The organism is Brevundimonas vesicularis (genome assembly GCF_032067225.1).
In the GTDB taxonomy this organism is placed as follows: Bacteria; Pseudomonadota; Alphaproteobacteria; order Caulobacterales; family Caulobacteraceae; genus Brevundimonas; species Brevundimonas vesicularis_F.
This window is the reverse complement of the sequence record NZ_DAMBJX010000042.1, coordinates 1-24,826: the sequence shown is the minus strand read 5'-3', so window position 1 is coordinate 24,826 and position 24,826 is coordinate 1. Positions and strand designations below refer to the sequence as shown.

At 64.9% G+C, this 24,826-nt stretch carries 20 protein-coding genes; 12 read left to right on the top strand and 8 right to left on the bottom strand.

Translation table 11 applies throughout. The features are described from left to right. The first annotated feature begins 25 nt into the window (after positions 1-25). The 6 genes from lepB to recO are packed head-to-tail and all read left to right on the top strand — an operon-like array spanning position 26 to position 5,082. On the top strand, positions 26-919 hold the full coding sequence (gene lepB, locus RT123_RS11395; protein WP_313009236.1) for a signal peptidase I: 894 nt from the start codon (positions 26-28) through the stop codon (positions 917-919). After that, the gene (gene rnc, locus RT123_RS11390; protein WP_313009233.1) at positions 919-1,629 is read left to right on the top strand and encodes a ribonuclease III; all 711 of its coding nucleotides are present in this window, start codon (positions 919-921) and stop codon (positions 1,627-1,629) included. Before lepB ends, rnc begins: the two co-directional genes overlap by 1 nt. Further along, a complete protein-coding gene (gene era, locus RT123_RS11385; RefSeq protein ID WP_017503839.1) occupies positions 1,626-2,573 on the top strand; it encodes a GTPase Era in 948 nt (315 codons plus the stop codon). Before rnc ends, era begins: the two co-directional genes overlap by 4 nt. A gap of 15 nt (positions 2,574-2,588) precedes the next feature. Further along, entirely contained in the window at positions 2,589-3,827 is a 1,239-nt protein-coding gene (locus tag RT123_RS11380) for a serine hydrolase domain-containing protein (protein ID WP_313009232.1), read from the top strand. Positions 3,828-3,874: 47 nt separating this feature from the next. Beyond that, positions 3,875-4,351, top strand: coding sequence for a nuclear transport factor 2 family protein (locus RT123_RS11375; protein ID WP_313009231.1), 477 nt, complete (start codon positions 3,875-3,877; stop codon positions 4,349-4,351). Next, entirely contained in the window at positions 4,351-5,082 is a 732-nt protein-coding gene (gene recO, locus RT123_RS11370) for a DNA repair protein RecO (RefSeq protein ID WP_039245096.1), read from the top strand. Before RT123_RS11375 ends, recO begins: the two co-directional genes overlap by 1 nt. Here recO and RT123_RS11365 read toward each other — a convergent pair. Continuing rightward, a complete protein-coding gene (locus RT123_RS11365; RefSeq protein ID WP_313009230.1) occupies positions 5,079-6,809 on the bottom strand; it encodes a cytochrome c biogenesis protein DipZ in 1,731 nt (576 codons plus the stop codon). The two genes, recO and RT123_RS11365, sit on opposite strands and share 4 nt — an antisense overlap. 133 nt (positions 6,810-6,942) lie before the next feature. Here RT123_RS11365 and parC point away from each other — a divergent pair, with 133 nt between their 5' ends. Further along, positions 6,943-9,144, top strand: a complete 2,202-nt coding sequence (gene parC, locus RT123_RS11360) for a DNA topoisomerase IV subunit A (protein WP_313009229.1) — start codon at positions 6,943-6,945, stop codon at positions 9,142-9,144. Between the two features lie 18 nt (positions 9,145-9,162). Here parC and RT123_RS11355 read toward each other — a convergent pair whose 3' ends face one another. From RT123_RS11355 to metC, 4 genes are read right to left on the bottom strand one after another with little or no spacing between them, the layout of a single operon-like run. Next, a complete protein-coding gene (locus RT123_RS11355; RefSeq protein WP_313009228.1) occupies positions 9,163-10,575 on the bottom strand; it encodes an FAD-binding oxidoreductase in 1,413 nt (470 codons plus the stop codon). Between the two features lie 48 nt (positions 10,576-10,623). Then, the gene (locus RT123_RS11350; protein ID WP_313009227.1) at positions 10,624-12,708 is read right to left on the bottom strand and encodes an ATP-binding protein; all 2,085 of its coding nucleotides are present in this window, start codon (positions 12,706-12,708) and stop codon (positions 10,624-10,626) included. Continuing rightward, positions 12,683-14,029 (bottom strand): O-antigen ligase, encoded by a 1,347-nt coding sequence (locus RT123_RS11345; RefSeq protein WP_313009226.1) that lies wholly within the window; start codon positions 14,027-14,029, stop codon positions 12,683-12,685. Before RT123_RS11345 ends, RT123_RS11350 begins: the two co-directional genes overlap by 26 nt. A 23-nt stretch (positions 14,030-14,052) precedes the next feature. Next, positions 14,053-15,231 (bottom strand): cystathionine beta-lyase, encoded by a 1,179-nt coding sequence (gene metC / locus RT123_RS11340; RefSeq protein WP_153921823.1) that lies wholly within the window; start codon positions 15,229-15,231, stop codon positions 14,053-14,055. 80 nt (positions 15,232-15,311) lie between these two features. Between metC and RT123_RS11335 the strand changes: the two genes are divergently transcribed. Further along, positions 15,312-16,403, top strand: a complete 1,092-nt coding sequence (locus tag RT123_RS11335) for an amino acid ABC transporter substrate-binding protein (protein WP_313009225.1) — start codon at positions 15,312-15,314, stop codon at positions 16,401-16,403. A gap of 33 nt (positions 16,404-16,436) precedes the next feature. Beyond that, a complete protein-coding gene (locus RT123_RS11330) occupies positions 16,437-17,759 on the top strand; it encodes a dicarboxylate/amino acid:cation symporter (RefSeq protein ID WP_066628371.1) in 1,323 nt (440 codons plus the stop codon). Between the two features lie 2 nt (positions 17,760-17,761). Here RT123_RS11330 and sseA read toward each other — a convergent pair whose 3' ends face one another. The 3 genes from sseA to RT123_RS11315 are packed head-to-tail and all read right to left on the bottom strand — an operon-like array spanning position 17,762 to position 21,293. Continuing rightward, positions 17,762-18,586, bottom strand: a complete 825-nt coding sequence (gene sseA, locus RT123_RS11325) for a 3-mercaptopyruvate sulfurtransferase (RefSeq protein WP_313009224.1) — start codon at positions 18,584-18,586, stop codon at positions 17,762-17,764. Then, positions 18,583-19,803 carry a cyclopropane-fatty-acyl-phospholipid synthase family protein gene (locus RT123_RS11320; protein WP_313009223.1) on the bottom strand — a complete coding sequence of 407 codons (1,221 nt, stop codon included), beginning with the start codon at positions 19,801-19,803 and terminating at the stop codon, positions 18,583-18,585. The genes sseA and RT123_RS11320 overlap by 4 nt, the downstream gene beginning before the upstream one ends. A gap of 32 nt (positions 19,804-19,835) precedes the next feature. Continuing rightward, positions 19,836-21,293, bottom strand: coding sequence for a deoxyribodipyrimidine photo-lyase (locus tag RT123_RS11315; RefSeq protein ID WP_313009222.1), 1,458 nt, complete (start codon positions 21,291-21,293; stop codon positions 19,836-19,838). Between the two features lie 111 nt (positions 21,294-21,404). Here RT123_RS11315 and kdsA point away from each other — a divergent pair, with 111 nt between their 5' ends. Genes kdsA through rfaD form a run of 3 tightly spaced genes read left to right on the top strand, consistent with a single transcriptional unit; the run spans position 21,405 to position 24,754 of the window. Next, the gene (kdsA, locus tag RT123_RS11310) at positions 21,405-22,283 is read left to right on the top strand and encodes a 3-deoxy-8-phosphooctulonate synthase (protein WP_313009220.1); all 879 of its coding nucleotides are present in this window, start codon (positions 21,405-21,407) and stop codon (positions 22,281-22,283) included. A gap of 18 nt (positions 22,284-22,301) precedes the next feature. Then, complete coding sequence (gene rfaE2, locus RT123_RS11305) at positions 22,302-23,756, top strand: D-glycero-beta-D-manno-heptose 1-phosphate adenylyltransferase (protein WP_313009219.1); 1,455 nt, start codon at positions 22,302-22,304, stop codon at positions 23,754-23,756. An 8-nt stretch (positions 23,757-23,764) separates the two neighbouring features. Next, positions 23,765-24,754, top strand: a complete 990-nt coding sequence (gene rfaD / locus RT123_RS11300) for an ADP-glyceromanno-heptose 6-epimerase (RefSeq protein WP_313009234.1) — start codon at positions 23,765-23,767, stop codon at positions 24,752-24,754. Positions 24,755-24,826 lie beyond the last annotated feature (72 nt).

Genomic DNA, 24,826 nt, shown 5'->3' with positions numbered 1-24,826 from the left:
GGACGCGGCGAGGATGCCTGATCGCATGAGCGAAGACCAAAAGCCCGACGACGCCAATCGCGACGCCACCCCCGAAGAACGATTTGCGGCCTCGGAGGCAGACGCTCCGGTCAAGTCGGTGCAGGAGCCGACGACGGCGAACCACAAGGTCTATGCCAAGACGCCCAACGGCGGTGACAAGGCGGCTTCGGCGGCCAGCGAAACCGGCGAAATCTTCAAGACCATCGTCTTCGCCCTGCTGATCGCGATGGTGCTGCGCATCTTCCTGTTCCAGCCCTTCACCATTCCTTCGGCCTCCATGGAGCCGAACCTGTATGAAGGCGACTATATCGTCGTCTCCAAGTGGTCGTATGGCTTCTCCAAGCACTCGATCCCGTTCAGCCCGCCGCTGTTCGACGGGCGGATCATAGGCTCGGCCCCCAAGCGCGGCGACATCGTCGTGTTCAAGCTGCCGCGCGACAACAAGACCGATTTCATCAAGCGCGTGATCGGCCTGCCCGGCGACCGTATCCAGATGATCGCCAACAAGCTGTATATCAACGACAAGCCTGTGCAGGACGTCGTGGTCAGCGAGCAGGAGATCAACGACATCTTCGGCCCGCGCCCGGTGACGGAGGTTCGCGAGACCCTGCCGGAAGGCAAGAGCTTCATGACCCAGGACTTCGGTCCCGGAAACGATCTGGACGACACCCCGGTCTATGAAGTCCCGGCCGGTCACTACTTCATGATGGGCGACAACCGCGACAATTCGATCGACAGCCGCGTCGAACAGTCCAGCGGCGTCGGCATGGTCCCGGCCGAAAACCTGGTCGGCAAGGCGCAGATCATCCTGTTCTCGTGGAAGCCCGGTTCGTCGTTCGTGAAGCCTTGGACTTGGTTGAACGTGCGGCTCGACCGGTTCTTCAACGTCCTCCACTGATGGCCAATCTGAGAGCCGAAGCGGTCGCGGCGCTGGAAACGCGCCTGGGACACAGGTTCAAGGACAAGGCCCTGCTGGAGCGCGCCCTGACCCACGCCAGCGTGGGCGAGGGGGCGCCGGCCGGCATCCACGGTCCACGCGACAACGAGCGGCTGGAATTCCTGGGCGACCGGGTTCTGGGTCTTCTGGTCGCCGAGCGGCTGTCGGCCCAGTTTCCGACGGCGGACGAGGGCCAGCTATCGTCCAGCCTGCACGCCCTGGTCGACAAGGGGGCCTGCGCCCGCGTGGGCGAAGCCCTGGGCGTGGGGCCTGCGCTGCGGCTCTCGCCCGGCGAGACCAAGACCGGCGGGCGGCGCAAGGCCGGCGTCATTGCCGATGCGGTCGAGGCCATATTGGCGGCCGTCTATCTGGACGGGGGACTGGATGCCGCCAAGGCCGTGTTCGAACGGGCCTGGTCCGACGAACTGTCGGCGCCGCCATCCCGCACCGTGACCAATCCGAAATCGGCGCTTCAGGAATGGGCGCAAGGGTTGGGGCGGCCGCTGCCGACCTATCGCGTCGCCGATCGGACGGGTTCGGACCATGCGCCGACATTCACCGTCGAAGTGTCCGTGCAGGACGTGCAGCCCTTGACCGCGCAAGGGCGTTCGCGTCAGGAGGCGGAGAAGGCGGCCGCAACGGCTCTCCTCAAACGTGAAGGCGTCATTTGACCGATATCGAAAACCAGCGCGCAGGCTTTGCCGCCATCATCGGCGCACCCAACGCCGGCAAGTCCACGCTGGTGAACCGGCTGACCGGATCCAAGGTCTCGATCGTCACGCAAAAGGTGCAGACGACGCGCTTTCCCGTGCGCGGCATCGCCATGGAAGGCGACGCCCAGATCGTGCTGGTGGACACGCCCGGCATCTTCACGCCGCGTCGTCGCCTGGACCGAGCCATGGTCGCTTCAGCCTGGGGCGGAGCAGAAGATGCGGACATCGTCGTTCACCTGATCGACGCCCAGTCGCACATCAACGCCGAAGGCCGAGAGGGCACGGCGGCCGATCGTCGCTCGGCCGAGGACACCGAGACCATCATCGCCAACCTGCAGGCCACCGGGACCAAGGTTGTTCTGGCGCTGAACAAGATCGACGGCATGCGCCGCGACACCCTGCTGGCGCTGTCGCAGAAGCTGTTCGAAAGCGGAGTTTACTCCGAGGTCTATATGATCTCGGCGGCCAATGGCGACGGCGTCGAGGACCTGAAGCAACGTCTGGCCCTGTCCATGCCCAAGGGGCCGTGGCTGTATCCCGAGGATCAGGCCGCCGACGTGCCGGTGCGGGTTCTTGCGGCGGAGATCACGCGCGAGAAGGTCTATCTGCGCGTCCATGAAGAGCTGCCTTATTCTGCGGCGGTGGAGACCACCAGTTTCGAGGATCGCGCCGACGGCTCGGCCCGGATCGAACAGACCATCTATGTCGAGCGCGAGAGCCAGCGGCCCATCGTGCTGGGAAAGGGCGGCCAGACCCTGAAATGGATCGGCCAGAAGGCGCGCGAGGAGCTGAACGAAATCCTGGGCCGCCAGGTGCACCTGTTCCTGACCGTCAAGGTCGATCCGAAGTGGCAGGACAGCCGCGCCCTCTATGCCCAGTTCGGTCTGGATTTCGACGTCTGAGTTCCTGTGTTTGATGTGCCGCGTACCGCCGGGGGGCATCCCCGGCTCGTTCTGGGCGTCCTTGGGGCGCTGATCCTTGGCGGCGCGGTCTGGGGCGGCATCGCCACGGCCGTGGCCCCCAAGACCGATGTGGAACTGGCGACCGAGCGCGCCGATGCGCCGCCACGACCACCGGTGGTCGTGGTTCAGGAACTGCCGCAACTGGCGGCGCGCTTGGATCGCGAAGCCGCTTCAGGCCGCTTCATGGGCGCGGTTCTGGTGGCCAAGGGCGACAAGGTCCTGTTCCGCCAGGTCTATGGCAAGGCCAACTACGAGCAGAATCAGCCGCTGGCGCTGGGCTCGCGTTTCCGTCTGGCCTCGATCTCTAAACAGTTCACGGCAACGGCGATCCTGAAGCTTCAAGACGAGGGCAAGCTGAACGTCTCCGATCCGGTCTGCAAATGGATCCAGCCCTGTCCGCAGGCCTGGGCGCCGATCCGCATCAGCCACCTGCTGTCGCATACTTCGGGCATTCCCGACCTGATGGCGCGGCCCGGTTGGGGCATGCGCCGCACGACGCCAGCGACGCTGGACGAACTGACCGAGGATTCGAAACGGTTCGGCCTTCAGTTCGAGCCGGGCGCCAAGGTTCAGTACGACAACGCCGGTTTCAATCTGGCCGCCGCCATCGTCGAAAAGGCCAGCGGCAAGCCCTTCCAGACCTATATGCGCGAGACCTTCTTCAAGCCTCTCGGCATGAAGGATAGCGGGCTTGATCTCGATGGCGGCGATCACCGCGTCATCATGGGCTACGCCAACTTCCCCGGCGGTCTGGCGGCCCAGCCGAACGCCAACACCTCTATCGTGGCGGGCGCCGGCGCGGTCTATTCAACGCTGGACGATCTGCTGGTCTGGCAAAGGGCGCTGCACCGCGGCGGCCTGCTGACCCCCGCCAGCTATCAACAGATGCTGGCCGATCACGCGCCGGCCGACACAAAACCGAACGAACGCAGCCATCCGCGTCGGGACTGGGGTTTTGGCATCTTCGCCAACCGTCTTGGCGATCAGGTGCGGCCCAGCTTCCAGGACCGCCAGATCTACCACACCGGCAGCTGGGGCGGATTCCGCAACCTGATGCTCTATCAGCCGGACGCCGACGTGACGGTGATCGTCCTGTCCAACAACTATCACCTGCGTGACCAGGTCTTCTTGATCAGCCAGCAGGCGATGGCCGAGGCCCTGGGCCACGAGTTTCCGACGACACTGGCGCGCTGAGACGTCCGACTGTTTCCCGGCGAGGAGAACAGGAGTAGAACGGGACCATGATCGCTCTTCTTGCCGCTCTCGTCCTTTTTGCTTCATCGACGCAGGCTGCGGGCGATCCCGTCCTCGAGGCGGGCGCTGTTCTCGACCGAATGCACGCGGCGGCCTCGCATGCGGATAGCGACGCCTATTTCGATCTGTTCACGCCTGACGCCCGGTTCATCGGCACGGATGCGGCCGAGCGCTGGTCACTGGCTGAGTTTCGCGCCTACGCCACGCCCTATTTCTCACAAGGGAAAGGCTGGACCTATCGCCCGCATGACCGGGTGGCGACCCTGGCGCCGGGCGGTTGCCGCTGCATCGTCTGGTTCGATGAGTTGCTCGACAACGATGCCTATGGCCTGACGCGAGGCTCAGGCGTGCTGCGCCTGACCGACCATGGCTGGAAGATCGAGCAATATGTGCTCAGTTTCACCGTGCCGAACGACAAGGCCAAGAGCGTGGTCGGGCTGATCGCTCAGGATCCGGCGGACTGATGGATTTCCACGAAGAGGCGTTCGTCCTGTCGGCGCGCAGCCACGGCGACACGGGCGCTGTGGTCGATCTGCTGACCGAGAACCACGGCAGGCGCTCTGCCTATGTGGCGGGCGGCGCGTCACGCAAGATGAAGCCATTCCTGCAGGCGGGCGCGCGGGTCGTTGCCGATTACCGAGCCCGCACCTCGGATCACCTCGGCGCGGTGCGGCTGGAGCCGGTTGGCGAGGGGCCCAGCGCCCTGTTCGACGACGCCTTGGCGCTGACCGGACTGGCGGCGGCGGCAGGCGTCACTCAAGGGGCGTTGCCGGAGCGTGAGCCGCATCCCGGCGTCTTTCTGGCGTTCGAGGCGCTGATGGCGGCGTTCGAAATGCCGGCGGTCTGGCCTGCGATCTTCGTGCGTTTCGAAGCCGGCCTACTTGAAGACCTGGGCTTCGGGCTCGACCTGTCGAAATGCGCCGCGACCGGCACCGCCGACGATTTGATCTACGTCAGTCCCCGCACGGGCCGGGCCGTCAGTCGTGACGCCGGCGCCCCCTATGCCGACAAGATGCTGACCCTGCCGCCCTTCATGCTGGGCGCGCAATCCGGTCTGATCGAAGGCGACGTCCGGGCAGGGTTCGACCTGACGGGGCATTTCCTGGAGCAGTTCGTCTTCCACCCGCAGAACAAGCCCCTGCCGCCTGCGCGCGTGTGGATGCTGGACAAGCTCGGCGACGCCGGTCGGCTCTAGCCGAAGGTGAAGGCGAAGACCTGAACGCCGGGATCCAGGAACTCGATCTCGAACGTCCGTTCGCGCACCGCGCCCGTTTGACGGACCAGTTGGTACAGTCGCTCGCCATCGACCCGGCCAAGGCCTTGGGCGTCGATGTCGCTGCCGGCGTTCGCGCCCGGCGCCGCGCCATCGATCCGGACGCGGAATCGGACGGGTGCGCCCGGCTTGCTGGGCCCCATGACCAGATGGAGATCGCGCGCCTTGAAGCGGAAGGCGATACGGCCGCCAGCGGTCTGCAGGTCGGCATGCTCACGCGTCACACGCCAGCGGCCCGAAAGGCTCCAATCGTTCAGTTTCAGCGGCGCGGCGACGTAGTCCTTGATCACGTCGTTGGCCAGGCCGCCGGGAGAGCGGAAGTTCTCGGCGCGGCCATAGCCGACGTACGTCTCCGGCGATTCGACCCGGGCCATGTCGGCGGCGGCCTCTGCGCCCTGCGCCTGGACCGTAACGACGTTGCTGGCGACGTTTGCGGCGCCCGCTTCCTTCAGAAGTTGCTGAATCACGCGTTCGGAGCCTGCATAGTCGCCTTCGCCGAAATGGTGGTGACGGATCTGCCCCTTGGCGTCGATGAAGTAGTGGGCGGGCCAGTACTGGTTCTTGAACGCCCGCCAGATGGCGAACTCGTTGTCCATGGCGACCGGATAGGTGATGCCAAGGCGCTGGATGTTCTGGCGGACGTTGGCCTCGGATTTCTCGAAGGCGAACTCGGGCGTGTGCACGCCGATCACCACCAGACCCTGATCCTTATACTTCTCGGCCCAGGCGCGGACGTAGGGGATGGAGCGAATGCAGTTGATGCAGGAGTAGGTCCAGAAATCGACGACAACCACCTTGCCCCTTAGTTGTTCGGTCGTGAGCGGCGGGGTGTTGATCCAGGTCGTCGCCCCGGTCAGCGGCGGCATCACCCCTTCGATGGGCAGATTGGCCAGATCGGCCGGGGCCTGGTTCGTCGGCATACCGCGCCCGATCCCGCCCAGCAGCGCCTGTTCGATCCGGCCCGTGCTGGCGGCCGAAATCCGGGTCAGCAGTCCTGTATCCGCCCCCAGGCCGATGATGACCACGCCGATCAGCACCAGAACGCCCAGGCCGCGCCTTACCCATTCGCCGACGCCTAGCGCGCCCTTCATGGCCTTGAACACGCGACCGCCGACCAACAGGGCCAGACCCAGGGATGTCGCCGCGCCTGCTGCATAGGCCAACAGCAGAACCGTCGTTCCGACTCCGGCGCCCTGAAGCGCTGCGCCCGTCAGGATCACACCCAGAATGGGTCCGGCGCACGGCGCCCAGAGCAGCCCTGTTGCGACGCCGAGCAGCAGGGACGAGCGCACGTCGCCCTGATCGCCGCCCTGGCGCTCGGCGCGATCGGTCAGCCAGGACCCCGCCGCCACGAACGGCCGCATCAGGCGATCGCCCATGGCCGGAAACAGCAGGCTGACGCCCAGCACCGCCATGACGGCCAAGGCGATCCAGCGCCCGACCTCATTGGCTCGAACCGCCCAGCCGCCGCCCAGCGCCGCCAGCGTCGCCACGCCCGCGAAGGTCACGGCCATCCCGACCAACAATGGCAGACCGTTGCGGATGAACGGCCGATCTGCCCGTGCGAAAACGAAGGGCAGAACCGGCAGGATGCAGGGACTGACGATGGTCAGAACGCCGGCGAGATAGGACAGCAGGAACAGGATCATGGCGCGGCCTGACGAGGGTGTGTCTCTCACATACGCACGGCGGAGCGGTTTGGTGACTCCCCAGCGCGCTTATCCCCCAATCTGGCGCCTTACGGGCTAGACTTCCCGCTTCCGATCCCCGATTCGCAGAGCCATGACGATCCACGCCCCGCCGCCGGAAGGCGGTCGCATCATCGACGAGCCGATGGAGACGGCGCTCAGCCGCCGCTATCTGGCCTACGCGCTATCGACCATTACGAACCGCGCGCTGCCGGACGTGCGTGACGGGTTCAAGCCCGTGCACCGGCGCATCCTCTACGCCATGCATCAGATGCGGCTGAACCCGCAGGCGGCGGCGCGCAAATGCGCCAAGGTCGTCGGCGAGGTGATGGGCGGATACCACCCCCACGGCGACGCCTCAATCTATGAGGCGCTGGTGCGCCTGGCCCAGGATTTCGCCCAGCGTTATCCGCTGGTCGATGGTCAGGGAAACTTTGGCAATATCGACGGCGATAGCGCCGCAGCCATGCGCTACACCGAGTGCAAGCTGACGCCCGCTGCCGTCCTGCTGCTGGACGGCATTGATCAGGAAGCCGTCGATTTCCGGCCCACCTATGACGATCAGGACGAGGAGCCGATCGTCCTGCCCGCCGGCTTCCCGAATCTGCTGGCCAATGGTTCGTCCGGCATCGCGGTCGGTATGGCCACCTCGATCCCGCCGCACAATGTCGGCGAACTGATCGACGCCTGCCAACTGCTGCTGGAGCGGCCGGACGCGACGACTGAGGACCTGGTCCAGCATGTGCCGGGTCCCGACTTCCCGACCGGGGGCGTAGCGGTCGAAGGCCATGCCTCCATCCTGGACGCCTATGAGACGGGGAGGGGCGGGGTGCGCCTTCGCGCGCGCTGGGAAACCGAGGATCTGGGGCGCGGCGTTTGGCGGATCATCGTCACCGAAATGCCCTATCAGGTGCAGAAGTCGCGACTAATCGAGGCGCTGGCGGACCTGATCGAGCACAAGAAGGCGCCTCTGCTGGGCGATGTACGCGACGAGTCGGCCGAGGACATCCGCCTGATCCTGGAGCCCAAGAACCGCACCATCGAGCCTGAAATGCTGATGGAAAGCCTGTTCAAACTGTCCGACCTGGAGGTCCGCTTCCCGATCAACATGAATGTGCTGGACGCCAGCGGCACGCCGCGCGTCATGGGTCTGAAAGACTGCCTGCGCGCCTTCCTGGATCATCGGCGCGAGGTGCTGAACCGCCGTTCCCAATGGCGGATCGAGCGGGTCGAGAAGCGTCTGCATCTGCTGGAAGGCCTGCGCATCGTCTTCCTAAACCTGGACGAAGTGATCCGCATCGTTCGTGAGGAAGATCAGCCCAAGGCCGTCCTGATCGCGCGCTTCGGCCTCACGGAAGTTCAGGCCGATTTCATCCTCGACACCCGACTGCGTCAGTTAGCGCGTCTGGAAGAGATGACGATCGAAAAGGAATTCAATGCGCTGTCGGAAGAACTTGCCAACCTGAAGGCGCTGACTTCGTCGGAAGGCAAGCAGTGGAAGGCGATCTCCAAGGAGCTGGAGGCCGTGCGCAAGGCGCTGATCTCTCCGCGCCGGACCACGATCGCCGAGGCGGTGGATACGTCCGCCTTTGTCACGCCTGAGGCCTTCATCCCGCGCGAGGCGATCACCGTCATCCTGTCGGAACGCGGCTGGATTCGCGCCGCCAAGGGCAAGGTGGAGGATCCGTCGGAGCTGAAGTTCAAGGAAGGCGATCAACTCGCCTACCTCGTCCCGGCCTATACGACCGACAAGCTGCTTGTGGCGGCGTCGGACGGACGCATCTTCACCATCGGCGCGGACAAGCTGGCCTCCGGACGTGGCCATGGCGAGCCGTTGCGCCTGATGATCGATCTGGACGAAAAGGCCGAGATCATCAACGTCCTGGCGTATCAGCCGGGCGGCAAGCTTCTGATCGCATCAAAGGCCGGATACGGCTTCATCGCACCGGAAGACGACACCCTGGCGCAGAAGCGTGGCGGCAAACAGGTGCTGAACGGCGAAATGCTGGCGGTGCTGCGGGTGACCGGCGATCACGTCGCGACGATCGGCGAGAACATCAAGACGCTGATCTTCCCTCTTGCTGAACTGCCCGAGATGGGACGCGGCAAGGGCATGAAGCTGCAAAGCTTCAAACAGGGCGGCCTCGCCGACATCACCGTCTTCAACGCCGAAACGGGACCGGAATGGGCCGACGGCGGCGGACGTCGTCGCAACTGGCCCGACTGGAAAGACTGGCTTGGCAAGCGCGCCGGCGCCGGTCGCCAGGGCCCCAGAGGCCTGCGGAAGTTCAGATAAGCTGCCCGCCCGTCGGTTCTAGAAAAGGACCGACGGGTTCATGATCCGCTTCGGATCGATGGCGCGGCGGATGGCGGCCATGGTTTCGATCTCGAGCGGCGACTTGTAGCGCTTGACCTCTTCGGTCTTCAGCCGGCCCAACCCGTGTTCGGCGGAGATGGACCCGTCGTAGGTTCCGACAACGTCGTGAACCACTTGCGAGCCTTCCTTCCAGCGCCCGATGAAGGCAGGGATGTCCTGACCGACGCCCGGCAGGATGTCGTAATGCAGATTTCCGTCGCCGACGTGGCCGAAGACAGAGATACGGGCGCCGGGGTGAAAGCGTTCGATAGCGGCCGAGGCTTCGTCGATGAATTCGGCGATGCGGCTGATGGGGACGGAGACGTCGTGTTTCCAGCCGCCGCCCTCGGGCTTGAGCGCCGCCGAATGTTCTTCGCGCAGACGCCAGAAGGCGGCGCGCTGAGCGTCGTTCTGGGCGATGGCGGCGTCGGTGATCAGGCCTTCCTCGAAGGCGACCTCCAGCAGGGCCTCCATCTGGGCCTCGGCGCCGCCGGGCGTCCCCGAGGCGATCTCGATCAGGACGTACCAGTCGGGGGTCGAGTCCAGCGGCTCGCGGGTGTCGGGGATGTTCTTGAGCACCATTTCCATACCGAGGCGCTTCATCAGCTCGAACGCCTCGACCCCGCCGCCGGTCTCGGCCTTAGCGCGGGCGAGCAGTTCGACCGAGGCGGCGGCTGTTTCCAGCCCGACCACCGCGACGGCGCGCGACCGCATGATGGGGAAGAGTTTCAGGGTGGCGGAGGTGACAACGCCCAGCGTGCCCTCGGCGCCGATCAGCAGCTGTTTCAGATCGTATCCGGTGTTGTCCTTACGCAGCCGCTTCAGGCCCCGGAAGATTTCGCCGTTCGGCATGACCGCCTCGAGGCCCAGCACCAGGTCGCGCATCATGCCGTAACGCAGCACCTGGGTGCCCCCGGCGTTGGTTGAGATGACGCCGCCAATGGTGGCTGAGCCCTCGGCTGCAAGACTGAGCGGGAAATAGCGGCCGGCCGCTGTCGCCGCCTGCTGCGCCTCCAGCAGGGTCAGGCCGGCTTCGACCGTCATGGCGTCGTCAAGCGGAGTCACATCGCGGACGGCGCGCATCTTGCGGGTCGACAGCAGGACCTCGCCGAAGGGAATCTGGCCGCCGACCAAGCCGGTGCCGCCGCCTTGGGGCGTGATGGCGACGCCCTCTCGAGCGCAGATCGTCACAGCGCGCGCAACCTCTTCCGTCGAACGCGGGGTCAACAGGATCGCCGTATTGCCCGTCCAGCGATTGCGCCACTCGGTCAGATGCGGCGCGATGACATCAGGATCCTGGGTCCAGCCGCCCGGACCGAGCGCGGCCTTCAGTTCGTCAAGCACGGTGGCGGAGGGGGCGGGCGTCTGCATGCCCCCTTTTGTCAGGGGTCGCCTTGCGTTGGAAGGGCGGCGAGGCCCCTATACGTCGAGTTCTTCTTTCACGAACTGAGCGTTTTCCTGAATGAACTGGAAGCGCGCGTCGGCGCGCTTGCCCATCAGGCGTTCGACTAGATCCTCGATGCTGGCCTCGGCGTCGGGCACCGTAATGCGGGCCAGGGTGCGCTTCTTCGGATCCATGGTGGTCTCCTTCAGCTGGGAGGCCATCATTTCGCCCAGGCCCTTGAACCGGCCGATCTCGGTTTTTTTGCCCTTGAACACGGTCGCCAGCAGTTCGTCGCGATGGGCGTCGTCGCGGGCGTATTCGCTCAAGGGACCGGCCGAAATTCGATAGAGGGGCGGTAAGGCCATGAAGACCCGGCCCTGGCGAATTGTCTCGGGCATGACGCGATAGAAGAATGTGATCAGCAGTGCCGCGATGTGGGCGCCGTCCACGTCGGCGTCGGTCATGATGACGATCCGCTCGTAGCGCAGGTCGTCGATATTGAACCGGTTGCCGGGCTGGACGCCCAAGGCCAGGGGTAGGTCGGACAGTTCGACATTGGCGCGCAGCTTGTCGGCGGTGGCGGAAGCGACGTTGAGGATTTTGCCGCGCAGGGGCAGGATCGCCTGGGTGGTGCGGTCGCGCGCCTGTTTGGCCGAGCCGCCCGCCGAATCGCCTTCGACGATGAAGAGTTCGGTGCCTTGGGCCGATTGGCGGCTGCAGTCCGACAGCTTGCCGGGCAGGCGCAGCTTGCGGGTGGCGGCGGCGCGCTGAACCTCCTTGTCTTTACGGCGACGTAGCCGATCCTCGGCGCGATCGACAACGAAGCCGAGCAGGGCGTTGGCCTGTTTGGGGCTCTCGGTCAGCCAGTGGTCCAGCGGGTCGCGGAGAAGTTGCTCCACGATGCGCGCACCCTCGGGCGAGGACAGACGGTCCTTGGTCTGGCCCTGGAATTCGGGATTACGGATGAAGACGCTGATCAGGGCGCCGGCATTGGCGATGACGTCCTCGGCCGTGATGATCGCGGCGCGCTTCTCGTTGGTCAGTTCACCGTAGGATTTCAGCCCCTTGACCAGGGCGGCGCGGAAGCCGGCCTCGTGCGTGCCGCCATCGGGCGTGGAGACGGTGTTGCAGTAGGACTGGATAAAGCCGTCCGATTCACCAAAGCCAATCGGCGACCAGGTGACGGCCCATTCGAAAGCGCCCGCCTCGCCCTGGCGCTCGGCGCGGCCGGCAAAGGTAGGGGTGACTGTCTCCAGCTGACCGATACGGTCGATCAGGGCGTCGGCGAGGCCGCCGGGGAAGCACAGACTGGCCTGTTCCGGTGTGGCGTCGGTGATCCGCTGTGGCGCGCAAGTCCAGCGAATCTCAACGCCGCGGAACAGATAGGCCTTTGACCGCGCCATGCGGAATAGACGAGCGGGCTTGAAGGCCGCGCCCATGCCGAAGATTTCGTCGTCGGGCTTGAAGCGGATCAGGGTGCCACGCTTCTTGGATGGGCCGATCTGCTGGATCGGGGCCAGGACTTGGCCGCGGCTGAAGGCCTGTTTCCATTCGAAACCGTCGCGCCAGACCGTGACCTCGACGCTTTCGCTCAGGGCGTTGACGACCGAGACGCCGACGCCGTGCAAACCGCCTGAGGTTTCATAGGCTTTGCCGGAAAACTTGCCGCCGGAGTGGAGGACGGTCATGACGACTTCCAGCGCCGACTTGCCGGGATGTTTCGGATGCGGATCGACCGGGATGCCGCGTCCGTCGTCGCGCACCGACAGATAGCCCTCGGCGTCCAGATCGACGGTGATCAGCTTGGCGTGTTTGGCCACCGCCTCGTCCATGGCGTTATCCAGGACTTCGGCGAACAGGTGGTGCAGGGCGCGCTCGTCGGTGCCGCCGATATACATGCCGGGGCGTTTGCGAACGGGTTCAAGCCCTTCCAGCACCTCGATGGATGAGGCGGAATAGCCGGTGGCGGCCGCCGTCGTAGCTGTGGCCTGAACAGGTGGCGGCGCGGGGGTTGGGGCGATAACGGACGCAGCCGCAGGCGGGGTCACCGCGACAGGCTTGGGCGGCTCGGGTTTGCGAGCTTCGGGTTCGTCGTCAAAAGCGAAGAGGTCGGCGGCCATTCACATAGTCTGAGGCGATTCGGGACCGGGTCTGGTAGGCCCGTGAGGCCGGTCGAGCAAGCGGCGCACGAACCGGGGCCGGATCGAAGGTCACGGAGCGGGCCATAATCGCCAACATCAGGATCCACGGCAGGTTAGCGTGGGTCAGCAGGACGCTCTCTGACAGGCTCAAAGCGGTGAAGGCGGACAGATAGGCGATGCTCCAATAGCCTTCGCGCGCACCGAGCCCGTTCGTGCGCGCGATGACGAAGATCGCAGAGAGCGCCATGATGGCGCCTACCGCCACCGCACCGGGCCAGCCCAGTTGCACGAGCAGATCGATCCAGCCGTTGTGGGCGGAGGGGACGGGCCATTGGGTCTCGATGCGGATTTCGCGCGCAGGGATCGAGTCCACGCCCCAGAAGGCGCTGAAGCCATATCCGGTCCAGGGGCGCTCGGCGACCTTCCGCATAAGGGCTTCCCAGATCAGGGTGCGGCCTGTCAGCGACGGGTCCTTGCCCAGCGCCTCGAGGATTGCGGCGGAGTCGGAGTTCCACAGCCAGGTTGCGCCCGCCGCAACGATGACGGCAAGCCAGATGCCGATGACGGTGATGACGGCGCCGCCCTGTTTCAACGCCCACCATCCGCCGATCATGCCCAGGCCCAAGCCCCAGCACAGAAGCGACGTCTTGGACTGGGTGGCAAGCACCAAGAGCGTGGTGAGGCCCAATGTCAGCAGGCAGATCCAGAACCGATGGCTGCGTCCCGCGATATGATCGGCGGCCAGGGTCGCTGCGGCGGAGACGGCGCCTACCACCATGACCAGCCCCATCTGGTTCTTCTCGTACCAGAGACCGCGCCACAGGCCGGCGTTGTCGAACTGGTGCACCCCGACCTTCGGATAGCCGAACACCATGATCAGGCTGCCGACCGCCATCACCAGACAGGTGTACATCAGGACGCGCGGCAGGGCGTCGTCACGGAACCGGGCGCCCAGATAGACGGCGAAAGCGCTGTTAATCGCCATGGCGATGACGCGGCGCTCAGTGACCTCGGGGTCGATGGACCAGTATTTCGAGACGAAACACAGGGCGACCAGAGCGAACATCATCAGCCAAGCGGGCCAGGCGCGTATGACCTTGTCGAAGCGAAAGACGATCAGGCCGGCGATGACGGCATAGACCGGCAACCAGATGAACCGCAGGATCGGCGTTTCGACCTGGGTCGGCGCGATCACGGGCGCGATCAAGGCGCCGGTCAGCATGAAGATGACGAAGCCGGCCGCCCACTGTTCCCACAGCGGCGGCGAATCATCCGGGGTCTGAACGGGCGGTTCGCGCACGGGCGCACAGTCCTTTGCGGCGCTTAAGGAACCGTGAGCGCGGCGGTGAAGGCGGCGAGACCTCGTTCCAAATCGGCGATCAGTTCGGAGGGGTCTTCCAAACCGACATGCAGTCGGATCAGTTCGCCCTCAAGCACGGGCGGATGGCAGCGGTAGTCCATCTGATGGGTCTCGTGGGTGATCAGGCTTTCGAACCCGCCCCAGGAATAACCGAGGCCGAACAGTGTCAGGGCGTTCAGGCACGCCTCGCCCGCCGCCTTGTCGCCGCCCTTCATAACCACGCCCATCAGGGACGCCGCGCCGGTGAAATCTCGCCGCCACACGTCATGGCCGATCGAGCCGGGCAGGGGTGGATAAAAGACGCGGGACACCTCGGGTCGAGCGTGCAGCCACTCCGCGATGATCAAAGCCGACCGGGCCTGTTCGGCATAGCGCAGCGGCAGGGTCCGCAGGCCGCGCAGCGCAAGCCAGGCGTCATCGGGCGACACATGCCAGCCGAGATCCTCGATGGTGTCGCCGATCGCGCGCAGGCAGGCGGGATTGTTCGACGCAATACAGCCCATCAGCACGTCCGAATGACCGCCGACATATTTGGTGACGGCCTGAACGCTGACATCCACGCCATGGGCCAGCGGACGATAGGCCAGGCCGGCGGCCCAGGTATTATCGACCACCGTCAGGACGCCTCGTGTGCGGCAGGCCTGGGCCACGGCGGCGACATCGACCATTTCGAATGTGAGAGAGGCTGGCGACTCCATCAGCACCAACCGCGTGCGTTCGCCGATTGCGGCCAGAACAGCCTGCGCGTCTGCGTCTGCGGGCAAAAAGCGGGTCGTGACGCCGCGGGTCGATTGATAACGGCTCAGGAACCGGCGCGTCGGACCATAGACGGCGTCTGTTGTGACCACCTCGTCGCCCGGTCTCAAAAGCGCCAGCAGCGGAACTGTGACGGCCGCAAGGCCCGACGGAACGAGGAAGGCCCCCTCCGCGCCCTCCAGATCGGCCAGGGCGCGGCGAAGATCGCGGGCGGCGCTGGTCCCGCTGAGGCCATAGGTCGGCCCGTCGGTCTCGTCGCGCATGACGGCCGCGCTATCGCTCAACATCGTCGAGGCGCGTTCGATCGGCGGATTGACGCCGCGCCGGCCTTGGCCGCGTCGCGTGGCGGCGGCGATCAGGCGGGTGCGGTCCGAATGCGGCGACATGGCCCCTCCGATGGGTTGCGGATCGAGCCCTAAAGGCCTCTAAAGCCAGCGGGGCGCAAGCGGCGAGGGACTGGAACGCGATGCGGTGCTGGATGATCGGAGCGATGGCGGCGGTGCTGCTGACGGCGGCTTGCGGGCGCAAGGACGCCAATCCTGCGCCGGAAACCAGCCCTGTCACGTCCGCGCAAGCGTCCTCGACTGCGGTCGCGAAAAGCCCGACGCTGGCCGCCATCAAACGCCGCGGTCGCTTGAACTGCGGCGTGCATCAGGGGTTAGTCGGCTTTGCCTACACCGACAATCGCGGCCAGTGGCGCGGCTTCGACGTGGACTTCTGTCGCGCGACGGCGGCGGCTGTGCTGGGTGATGCCGACGCGGTGCGGTTCGTGCCTCTGTCGGCGTCCGATCGTTTCACGGCGCTGAACGACGGCCGCATCGATGTGCTTTGGCGCAACTCGTCATGGACCATGAGCCGCGACGCGGGCGAAGGCTTCGTGTTTGCCGGCATCAACTACTACGACGGACAGGGCTTTCTGGTCCGGCGTTCGCTGAACCTGAACAGCGCCACCGAATTGACGGGCGCGCGGGTGTGCGTTCAGTCGGGCTCGACGTCCCAGGCCAACGCCGCCGACTATTTCCGGTCTCGCGGAATCGAATATCGGCCCGTCGTGTTCGAGACCGAGGAAGCGGCGCGCGACGCCTATGGGCGTGAAGATTGCGACGCATTCAGCGCCGACATCTCTGCGCTAGCCGCCGCGCGGACTGTGCTGACCAATCCCAACGAGCATGTGATCCTGTCCGATGTGGCGTCTAAGGAGCCGCTGGGGCCGGTAGTCAAGCCGGGCGACGAACGCTGGGCCTCGACCGTCCGCTGGACCCTGAACGCCCTGATGCTGGCCGAAGAACTCGGGGTCACCAAGGCCAATGCCGAAGATCAGTTCAAGACGACGACGGACCCACGCGTGGGACGTCTTTTGGGCGCCGAGGGCGAGTTCGGCCCCATGCTGGGGCTGTCGAACGCCTGGGCCAAGGACGCCGTGGGTGCGGTCGGAAACTATGGCGAAATCTTCGAGCGGAATCTGGGATCGCAATCGGCGCTCGACCTGGCGCGCGGTTTGAACGCACAATGGAACGCGCGCCCGGCCGGCTTGATCTATGGCCTGCCGATCCGATAAGCGCCGACGCTTGCATCGCTTCCTGGGGGACAGATGACCGAGACGAAACGCGGCGGCCTTGCGCTGCACTGGCTGATGTTGATCGGTTTCGCGGTCGGTCTGATCGGGGGATTGCTGGTCAATCTGACGCTGGGAGCGGATACGGCCTGGGTGGTCTGGCTGACAGACAACGTCACCGGACCGCTGGGCCAGATCTTCCTACGCCTGCTGTTCATGATGGTGATCCCGCTGCTGTTCTCGGCCCTGGTGGTCGGCGTGGCCGAGATGGGCGATCTGAGCTCGCTTGGACGGGCGGGAATCAAGACCCTGTTGTTGACCATTCTGGTGTCCAGCATCGCGGTGGTTATCGGCCTGGTGATGGTCAATGTGTTCCAGCCCGGAAGGGGCGTGGACCCGGTCCTCGCGCAGCAACTGCTGGACCAGGGACGTGACGGCGCGGCCGGCATCGTCAGCGGCGCGCCCGAAACCATCCAGTTGGGTGATTTCTTCTTGGATCTGATTCCGTCGAACGTCTTCACCGCGGCCTCCGAGAACCAGATCCTGCCGGTGATGGTGTTCGCTCTGTTCTTCGGCATCGGCCTGGTGATGGCCAAGTCGCCTGCGACCGACCGCTTGCAGCAGGTCATCGAGGGCATGTTCGAAGTCACGATGAAGCTGATCAACCTCTTCATCAAACTGGCCCCCATCGCCATCGCCTGCTTGATGTTCAACCTGGCGGCCCTGTTCGGCTGGGACCTTCTGGTGCGCCTCGCGGCCTATGTGGGCGTCGCGGTGGGCGCGATGGCGATCCACATGTTCGTCGTCTATCCGCTGGTGATCTGGATCCTTGGCGGCCGGTCGCCGATCGCCTTCTTCAAGGGCGTGCGCGAGCCGATGGTGGTGGCCTTCTCGACCGCTTCATCCAACGCGTCTCTTCCTGTGTCGCTTAAGGCGGCCGAGCAGGAGCTGAAGCTGCCGCGCAAGATCGCCCGCTTCGTCCTGACGGTCGGCGCCACCGCCAACCAGAACGGCACGGCCCTGTTTGAAGGCGTGACGGTGCTGTTTCTGGCCCAGTTCTTCGGCATCGACCTGACGATCACGCAGCAGATCATCGTCATGCTGGTCTGCATCCTTGGCGGTATCGGTACGGCGGGCGTGCCGGCCGGTTCGCTGCCGGTCGTGGCGATGATCCTGGTGATGGTGAAGGTACCGCCGGAGGGCATCGGCCTGATCCTGGGCGTGGATCGCTTCCTGGACATGTGCCGCACGACGCTGAATGTCACGGGCGACCTGGTTCTGGCGACTGTCGTTTCGCGCGGCGAGGAAGACGAGCCGATCGACGCCGACGATGTCGTCCCCGTGGCGCCGCCGGCCTGATCTCAGCCGGTTTCGACGGGGGTGTCCGTTCGGGCGCCCCATTCAGCCCAGGAACCGTCATAAAGCCGCGACGAACGACCGAGTTCGGCTAAGCCCAGTGTCAGTATTGCAGCGGTCACTCCGGATCCGCAGGTCGTGATCACGGGTCGGCTGATATCCACGCCAGCGTCCGCAATGGCCTGCGCCAAGGCCGCACCACGCTTCATAGTGCCATTGTCGTTTAGCAAGCGACCATAGGGGAGATTGCGCGCGCCGGGCATATGGCCGCTGCGAACACCGGCGCGAGGTTCGGGCGCCGCACCTTTGAAACGCGATGCGGCGCGCGCATCCACGACCTGGGCGTCCTGGGCCAAAACCGCGCGCACGTCATCCAACGAGGCGACAGCATCGGGTGCCATCTTGGCATGGAAGTCTTTTGCATCTGCGACTGAAGGCCCGGAGACGGTTGGCAGACCGTCGTCACGCCAGCGCGGCAGGCCGCCGTCGAGCACTTGGACCCTTGTCGCGCCCATCGTATTCAGCATCCACCAGACGCGCGCCGCCGAGAACAATCCGGCTGTATCATAGACGACGATTTGGTCGTCGACGGAGAGGCCCAGCGCCCCGACCGGCGCCGCAAAAGCCTCTGGCGTCGGCATCATGTGGGGCAGGGCGCTGTCTCGATCCGACATCGCGTCCAGATCGAAAAACACAGCGCCAGGGATATGGGTCTGTTCAAAGTCGGCGCGCGCGTCGCGGCCGTCCAGATGCCAACTGCCATCGACGATCCGCAAATCCGGCGCGCCCAATCGCGCGGCAAGGTTCGTTGTCGAAATCAGCGGGTTCATAGGCGAGACAGGCTCAGTTGGATGACGTCGGTGCGGCGAGAGCGGAAACCGGCCTCGCAATAGGCCAGATAGAAGCGCCAGAGCCGCCGGAACCGTTCGTCAAAGCCGGAAAGCTTGCTGATCTCGCCCCAGGACGCCTGGAAACGCTCATCCCAAAGCTTGAGCGTTGCAGCGTAGTCGAGGCCGAAGCGTTCTACCGACTGCCAGGACAGTCCGGCTTTCGACACGACCGGCGCCAGCCGGTCTTCGGAGGGCAGCATTCCGCCGGGGAAGACGTACTTCTGGATGAAATCCGTCCGGGCATTGTATTCGTCGAATAGGTCGTCCTGGATCGTGATGATCTGCAGTCCGGCCTTGCCGCCGGGTTGAAGGACGTCGTGGACCTTGCCGAAATAGGCGGGCCAGTACTCCATGCCCACAGCCTCGAACATCTCGATGGACGCCACCCGATCAAACTGACCCAGCACATCGCGGTAGTCGATCAGCTGAATATCGGCGCGGTCGCTCAGCCCCGCGTTGAACATGCGCTGGCGAGCGAAATCGTGCTGCTCTTTGGAGATCGTGATCCCAGTGACCTTGGCGCCGATCTCGCGCGCCGCGAACTCGGCGAAGCCGCCCCAGCCGCAGCCGATTTCCAGCACTGACATGCCTGGCCGAAGATCCATCATTCGGGCCAGAGCGGCGTATTTCTCACGCTGCGCCGTCTCCAGAGCCTCACCATCACGGCTGAAGCGGGCCGATGAGTAGGTCATCGTGCCGTCCAGCCACTGGGAATAGAAGGCGTTGCCCAGATCGTAGTGGGCGTGGATATTTTTCTTCGACCCGGTCTTGCTGTTACGATTGGTGCGGTGGCTCAGCCAGTTGACCACCCACATGATCAGGTTGCCGTCGAACAGGCGCCGGATGTGATCGTAGTTGTCCACCAGGGTTTCGAGCAGACCGGCCAGGTGCGGACTGTCCCATTCGCCCGCGATATAGCCTTCGGCGAAGCCGATATCGCCGGCCGCCAGGACGCGGCGTGCGAACCGGTAGTCGCGCACCGTCATCATGCCGCTGGGGCCCGGCTGCTTGCCTTGAAGCACATGGGTCTCGCCATTGGGCAGTTGCACCGTCAAGCGGCCGAAGGTCCAGTTGGCGGCCAGAAGCCGCAGCAACATGGCGAACACGCGCGGTGTTCGGCTGGCGACGGCTTCGATATCGGCGTGTGCGACGCTCATCTTTTGACTTTCAACGCGGAATACAAAGGGGGTCAATCACGGTCGCTGTGGTCGTCGCCGCGACCGGAAACGGTCTTCAGGGCAGCAAGCGCCCGGGCGCGGCCCTTCTCGTGTTCGACTATCGGCTTGGGGTAATCGCGCCCTAGAACGATTCCGGCGTCACGCAGCACTTCAGCGGGTGCGGTCCAGGGTGATTGTAGCCAGCGGTCCGGCAGGCGGCGAAGTTCCGGCACCCATCGGCGGACGTAGCCGCCGTCGGGATCGAACTTTTCGCCCTGCGTGATGGGATTGAAAATGCGGAAGAAGGGGGAGGCGTCTGCGCCAGAGCCTGCGACCCACTGCCAGTTCTGCACATTGCTGGCGCGGTCGGCATCCACAAGCGTGTCCCAGAACCAGGCTTCGCCTTCGCGCCAGTCGATCAGCAGATGTTTGATCAGGAAGGAGGCGACGACCATCCGAACCCGATTATGCATCCACCCTGTCGTCCAGAGCTGGCGCATACCGGCGTCCACCAACGGGTATCCGGTCCGCCCCTGTCGCCACGCCTTGAGGCTCGCGTCGTCTTTGCGCCAGGGCATGGCGTCATACTCCGGACGGAAGCCGCGCTCAGCGATGTAGGGAAAGTGGTGCAGCAGGTGCGCCGAGAACTCGCGCCAGCCGATCTCAGCAATGAATTTGTCGGCCTCCGACTCTGACACCTTGCCGTCTTTGGCCGCCTGTCGGGCGCGGTCAATCGCCCGCCAAGGGCTGATCTCGCCCCAATGAAGATGCGGCGACAGGCGGCTGTTGGCGCCTTGCCGGTCGGGAATGTCGCGATCCTTCGCATAGGTCTTCAGGCCGGATGGTATGAACCTGGATAAGGCCTGCGAGGCCCCATCCTCCCCCGGCGTCCATTCGAAGCCCTTGGACCAATCCGGACGGTGGGGGTGCAGCTTCCAGCCGTCGAGGTCGTCGGATTGAACCGTTACGTGCGTCTGGATTTGGCGCGGTCCCGTTGTGTGAGCCGGCGCCTCGGCCGTGGCCAGCAGAGCTCTCAAGAACGGGGTGAAGACCTTGTACGGCTGGCCCGAACCGTTCAGCACAGCGCCCGGGCAGCACAGCAGGGCGCCATTGAAGCCACGGCATTCGACGCCGTCCGCCTTGAGCGTGTGGGCGATTTCGGCGTCGTGCTCAAACGCCTCGGGTTCGAACAGACGGTTCATGAAGACGACCTCGGCGCCGGTTTCGGCGATCAGCGCCTGGAGCTGGGTCAGAGCGTTGCCCTTGCGCAGAATCAGGCGCGAACCGCGATCCTGAAGCGCCGCATCCAGCGCCCTCAACGACTTGTCCAGCCACCAAAGCGAAGCGGCGCCCGTCGGCCGCTCGAAATGCTCGTCCAGAATGTAGACGGGCAGGATTGGCCGCCCCGTCTCCGCCGCGTGGTTCAGGGCGGGATTGTCATGCAGTCGCAGATCGCGGCGGAACCACAGGATGACAGGTTTGGTGGCCACGCGGGCGAACTCCGTGATAACTTGCGCTCATCCCATCAGAGCGCCACCTGATGGCCCAATAGCTGCGGCAAAAGCCGCCTCCACAACACCGAACGCCGAAAGAGCCGCCTCGTGAGCCGACCCAACGCTGTCATTACGTTGTCCGAAGGTCTTCGGACGCCTGTCGTCATCGGCGGCGGCGCAAGAATCGCTTTCATCGCCGGTCCTTGCCAGATGGAGAGCCGCCAGCACGCGCTGGAGACGGCCCATGCCCTGAAGGAAATCGGCGAGCGGTTGAACGTCGGCATCATCTACAAGACCAGTTTCGACAAGGCGAACCGGACCAGCGCCAGCGCCGCGCGGGGCATCGGTTTGAAAGACGCCATGCCGATCTTCGCCGAGATTCGCGAGGTCACAGGCCTGCCGACCCTGACCGATGTCCACTCCGAGATTCAGTGTGGTCCGGTCGGCGAGGTCGTCGATGTACTGCAAATCCCGGCCTTTCTCAGCCGCCAGACCGACCTGCTGCTGGCCGCCGCCGCTACCGGCAAGGCGATCAACATCAAAAAGGGTCAGTTCCTGGCCCCTTGGGACATGAAAAACGTGATCGCCAAGGTGGTTGGCGCCGGCAATCCCAACGTCATGGCCTGTGAACGCGGCGCCAGCTTTGGCTACAATACTCTGGTCAGCGATATGCGGGCGCTTCCGGTGCTGCGAGAGATCGGCTGCCCCGTCGTGTTTGATGCGACCCACAGCGTTCAGCAGCCGGGCGGGCAGGGCGCGTCGTCGGGCGGTCAGCGCGAGTTCGTGCCGGTGCTGGGGCGCGCGGCGGTGGCCGTCGGCGTGGACGCGGTCTTCATGGAGACCCACCCGGATCCGGACAATGCGCCCTCGGACGGTCCGAACATGGTACCGTTGAGCCAGTTCGAGGCCCTGGCCGCCGAACTGATCGCCTTCGATGACCTGGCCATCAAGATCGGGGCCAAGGCGCCGGTGGCGCAGGCCGCCTGAATCCTCTAGGTCGCATCCATGTCTGACACCCTGGACCTGGGCGCCCTGCAAATCCTGCTGGAGCGCGTGCGCGGCCTGAAGATCGCCTGCGTCGGCGACCTGATGCTGGATCGCTACGTCTATGGCGAGGTCAGCCGCATCTCGCCCGAGGCGCCGATCCCTGTGCTCCGCACCAGCCGCACCGTCGCCATGCCGGGCGGCGTCGGCAACGTCGCGCGCAATATCGCGGCTCTGGGTGGGGTGGCGCGGCTGGGCGCCGTGATCGGCGACGACGTGGCTGGCGCGGAATTGACCGCTCTGATCGCCGCCGAACCGCACATCGAGGACGTCGTGGCGAGGCCGGCAGGCGCGTCCACCATCGTGAAGACGCGCTTCGTTTCGGGAGGGCAACAGCTGTTGCGTTTGGATGACGAGGCTGCGCCGACCTCGATCCAACATTCGGCTGCCTTTACAAATGCGTCGGTCTATTTGCTCTCAGATTACGCCAAGGGTGTTGTCAGCGCCGCGCTTCTGGCTTCCGCGCTGAACGCGGCGCTGACATCCGGGGTGCCAGTTGTCGTCGATCCAAAGGGGAGGGACTTCGCTCGCTACGGCGCCGTCGATGTCATAAAGCCCAATGCTTCGGAACTGGCCGGCGCTACCGGCCTGCCAGTCGGGACGGACGCCGAGGTCGAAACGGCGCTGGCCGCCTTGCTAGCCGCCACGACCGCCAAGGCGATCATCGTCACCCGTGCGGGCAAGGGCATGAGCCTGGCGCAGCGCGGCGAACCCGTGAAGCACTTCCCCGGCCGAGCGCGCGAGGTCTTCGACGTGTCTGGCGCGGGCGATACAGGCTTGGCCGCGATCGGGTTGGCGCTGGGCGCCGGCGCGTCGCTGGAGATGGCGGTCGAGTTCGCTATCCTGGCCTCGGGCGTGGTCGTCGGAAAGGCTGGCACGGCAGTGGTTACACCCGCTGAGCTGATCGAAGCCGAGCTAAGTCAGCATGCCACCGCTGCGGTGTCCAAAGTCACCCCGCTCGACGAGCTGGCGACCGAAGTCGAAGGTTGGCGACGTCAGGGCCTGAAAGTCGGCTTCACCAACGGCTGTTTCGACATCCTGCACCGCGGCCATGTGGCCTATCTGGCGCAGGCCCGCAGCTGGTGCGATCGTCTGGTCGTGGCGCTGAATACCGACGCATCTGTCAAGCGATTGAAGGGCGAGGGGCGTCCGGTGAATGATCTGGATAGTCGCGCCGTCGTCATCGGCGGGCTGGCCAGCGTCGACCGCGTCACCAGCTTCGATGATCCGACGCCGATCGTCCTGATCAAACGGCTGCGTCCTGATGTTCTGATCAAAGGCTCGGATTATACGCGAGAGGGCGTCGTGGGCGGCGATCTGGTCGAAAGCTGGGGTGGGGAGGTCAAGCTGGCGGATTTCAAGGACGGCTATTCGACCACGCGAACGATCGAGAAGATGACAGGGAGCGCGCAGTGACGCCGAGAATGATCGTCGTGACCGGCGGCGCCGGTTTCATCGGTTCAAACATCGTGGCGCGGCTGACAGCCGAGACCGCCTATGATGTCGTCGTCTGCGATCGGTTGGAGACGGCCGACCTGGCCAAGTGGAAGAACCTGGCCAAACACGCGATCGCTGACTTCTGGTCGCCCGAAGAATTGTTCGAACAGATGGAGCGCCACGCCGAGCGGATCGAGGCCGTGGTTCATATGGGCGCGATTTCTTCGACGACCGAGCCGGACGCTGACCTGATTCTGCGGACCAACTTCACCCTGTCGCGCGACCTGTGGGACTGGTGCGCAATTCGGGGCTCGCGGATGATCTACGCGTCTTCCGCTGCCACCTATGGCGACGGCGAAACGGGCTTCAACGACGATGACGATGCAGACTCATTGTCGCAGCTTCGCCCGCTAAATGCGTATGGCTATTCGAAAATGCTGTTTGACCAGTATGCTGTTCGGCAGGCGGATCGGGGTCATGCGCCGCCCCAGTGGGCCGGACTGAAATTCTTCAATGTCTATGGCCCGAACGAAGGTCACAAAGGCGGAATGAAGTCGGTCGTGGCTCAAATCTGGCCCAAGGTCGCGGCAGGCGAGACCGTGACCCTGTTTCGGTCGCACAATCCGAACTATGCGGATGGCGGCCAGATGCGAGACTTCGTCTACGTCGACGATGTGGTCGATATCATCGAGTTTTTGCTCCAGTCGCCGCAGGTCTCTGGCATATTTAACGCCGGCTCGGGCCAGGCGCGGTCGTTCGCCGATCTTGCCCGCGCCACCTTCGAGGCCGCCGGCAAGACGCCCTCCATCGACTATGTCGATACGCCGTTGTCGATCCGCGACCGCTACCAATATTTCACCGAAGCCCGCATGGATCGCATCCGCGCCGCAGGCTTTGAGGGTCAATCCACGCCGCTGGAAGAGGGCGTGCGGCGCTATGTACAGGACTTCCTCGCCACGGCTGATCCGTACCGCTGATGCGTCGGCTGACCTTCAGGCAATGGGTCGGATATGCGGGCTTCGCCGCCGTCTTCGTGCTGACGGCCGCCG

Coding starts and splice junctions, on each gene's coding strand:
- lepB (WP_313009236.1), top strand. CDS start 26: ATGAGCGAAGACCAAAAGCCCGACGACGCCAATCGCGACGCCACCCCC.
- rnc (WP_313009233.1), top strand. CDS start 919: ATGGCCAATCTGAGAGCCGAAGCGGTCGCGGCGCTGGAAACGCGCCTG.
- RT123_RS11375 (WP_313009231.1), top strand. CDS start 3,875: ATGATCGCTCTTCTTGCCGCTCTCGTCCTTTTTGCTTCATCGACGCAG.
- recO (WP_039245096.1), top strand. CDS start 4,351: ATGGATTTCCACGAAGAGGCGTTCGTCCTGTCGGCGCGCAGCCACGGC.
- RT123_RS11365 (WP_313009230.1), bottom strand. CDS start 6,809: ATGATCCTGTTCCTGCTGTCCTATCTCGCCGGCGTTCTGACCATCGTC.
- parC (WP_313009229.1), top strand. CDS start 6,943: ATGACGATCCACGCCCCGCCGCCGGAAGGCGGTCGCATCATCGACGAG.
- RT123_RS11355 (WP_313009228.1), bottom strand. CDS start 10,575: ATGCAGACGCCCGCCCCCTCCGCCACCGTGCTTGACGAACTGAAGGCC.
- RT123_RS11350 (WP_313009227.1), bottom strand. CDS start 12,708: ATGGCCGCCGACCTCTTCGCTTTTGACGACGAACCCGAAGCTCGCAAA.
- metC (WP_153921823.1), bottom strand. CDS start 15,231: ATGTCGCCGCATTCGGACCGCACCCGCCTGATCGCCGCCGCCACGCGA.
- RT123_RS11335 (WP_313009225.1), top strand. CDS start 15,312: ATGCGGTGCTGGATGATCGGAGCGATGGCGGCGGTGCTGCTGACGGCG.
- RT123_RS11330 (WP_066628371.1), top strand. CDS start 16,437: ATGACCGAGACGAAACGCGGCGGCCTTGCGCTGCACTGGCTGATGTTG.
- sseA (WP_313009224.1), bottom strand. CDS start 18,586: ATGAACCCGCTGATTTCGACAACGAACCTTGCCGCGCGATTGGGCGCG.
- RT123_RS11320 (WP_313009223.1), bottom strand. CDS start 19,803: ATGAGCGTCGCACACGCCGATATCGAAGCCGTCGCCAGCCGAACACCG.
- rfaE2 (WP_313009219.1), top strand. CDS start 22,302: ATGTCTGACACCCTGGACCTGGGCGCCCTGCAAATCCTGCTGGAGCGC.
- rfaD (WP_313009234.1), top strand. CDS start 23,765: ATGATCGTCGTGACCGGCGGCGCCGGTTTCATCGGTTCAAACATCGTG.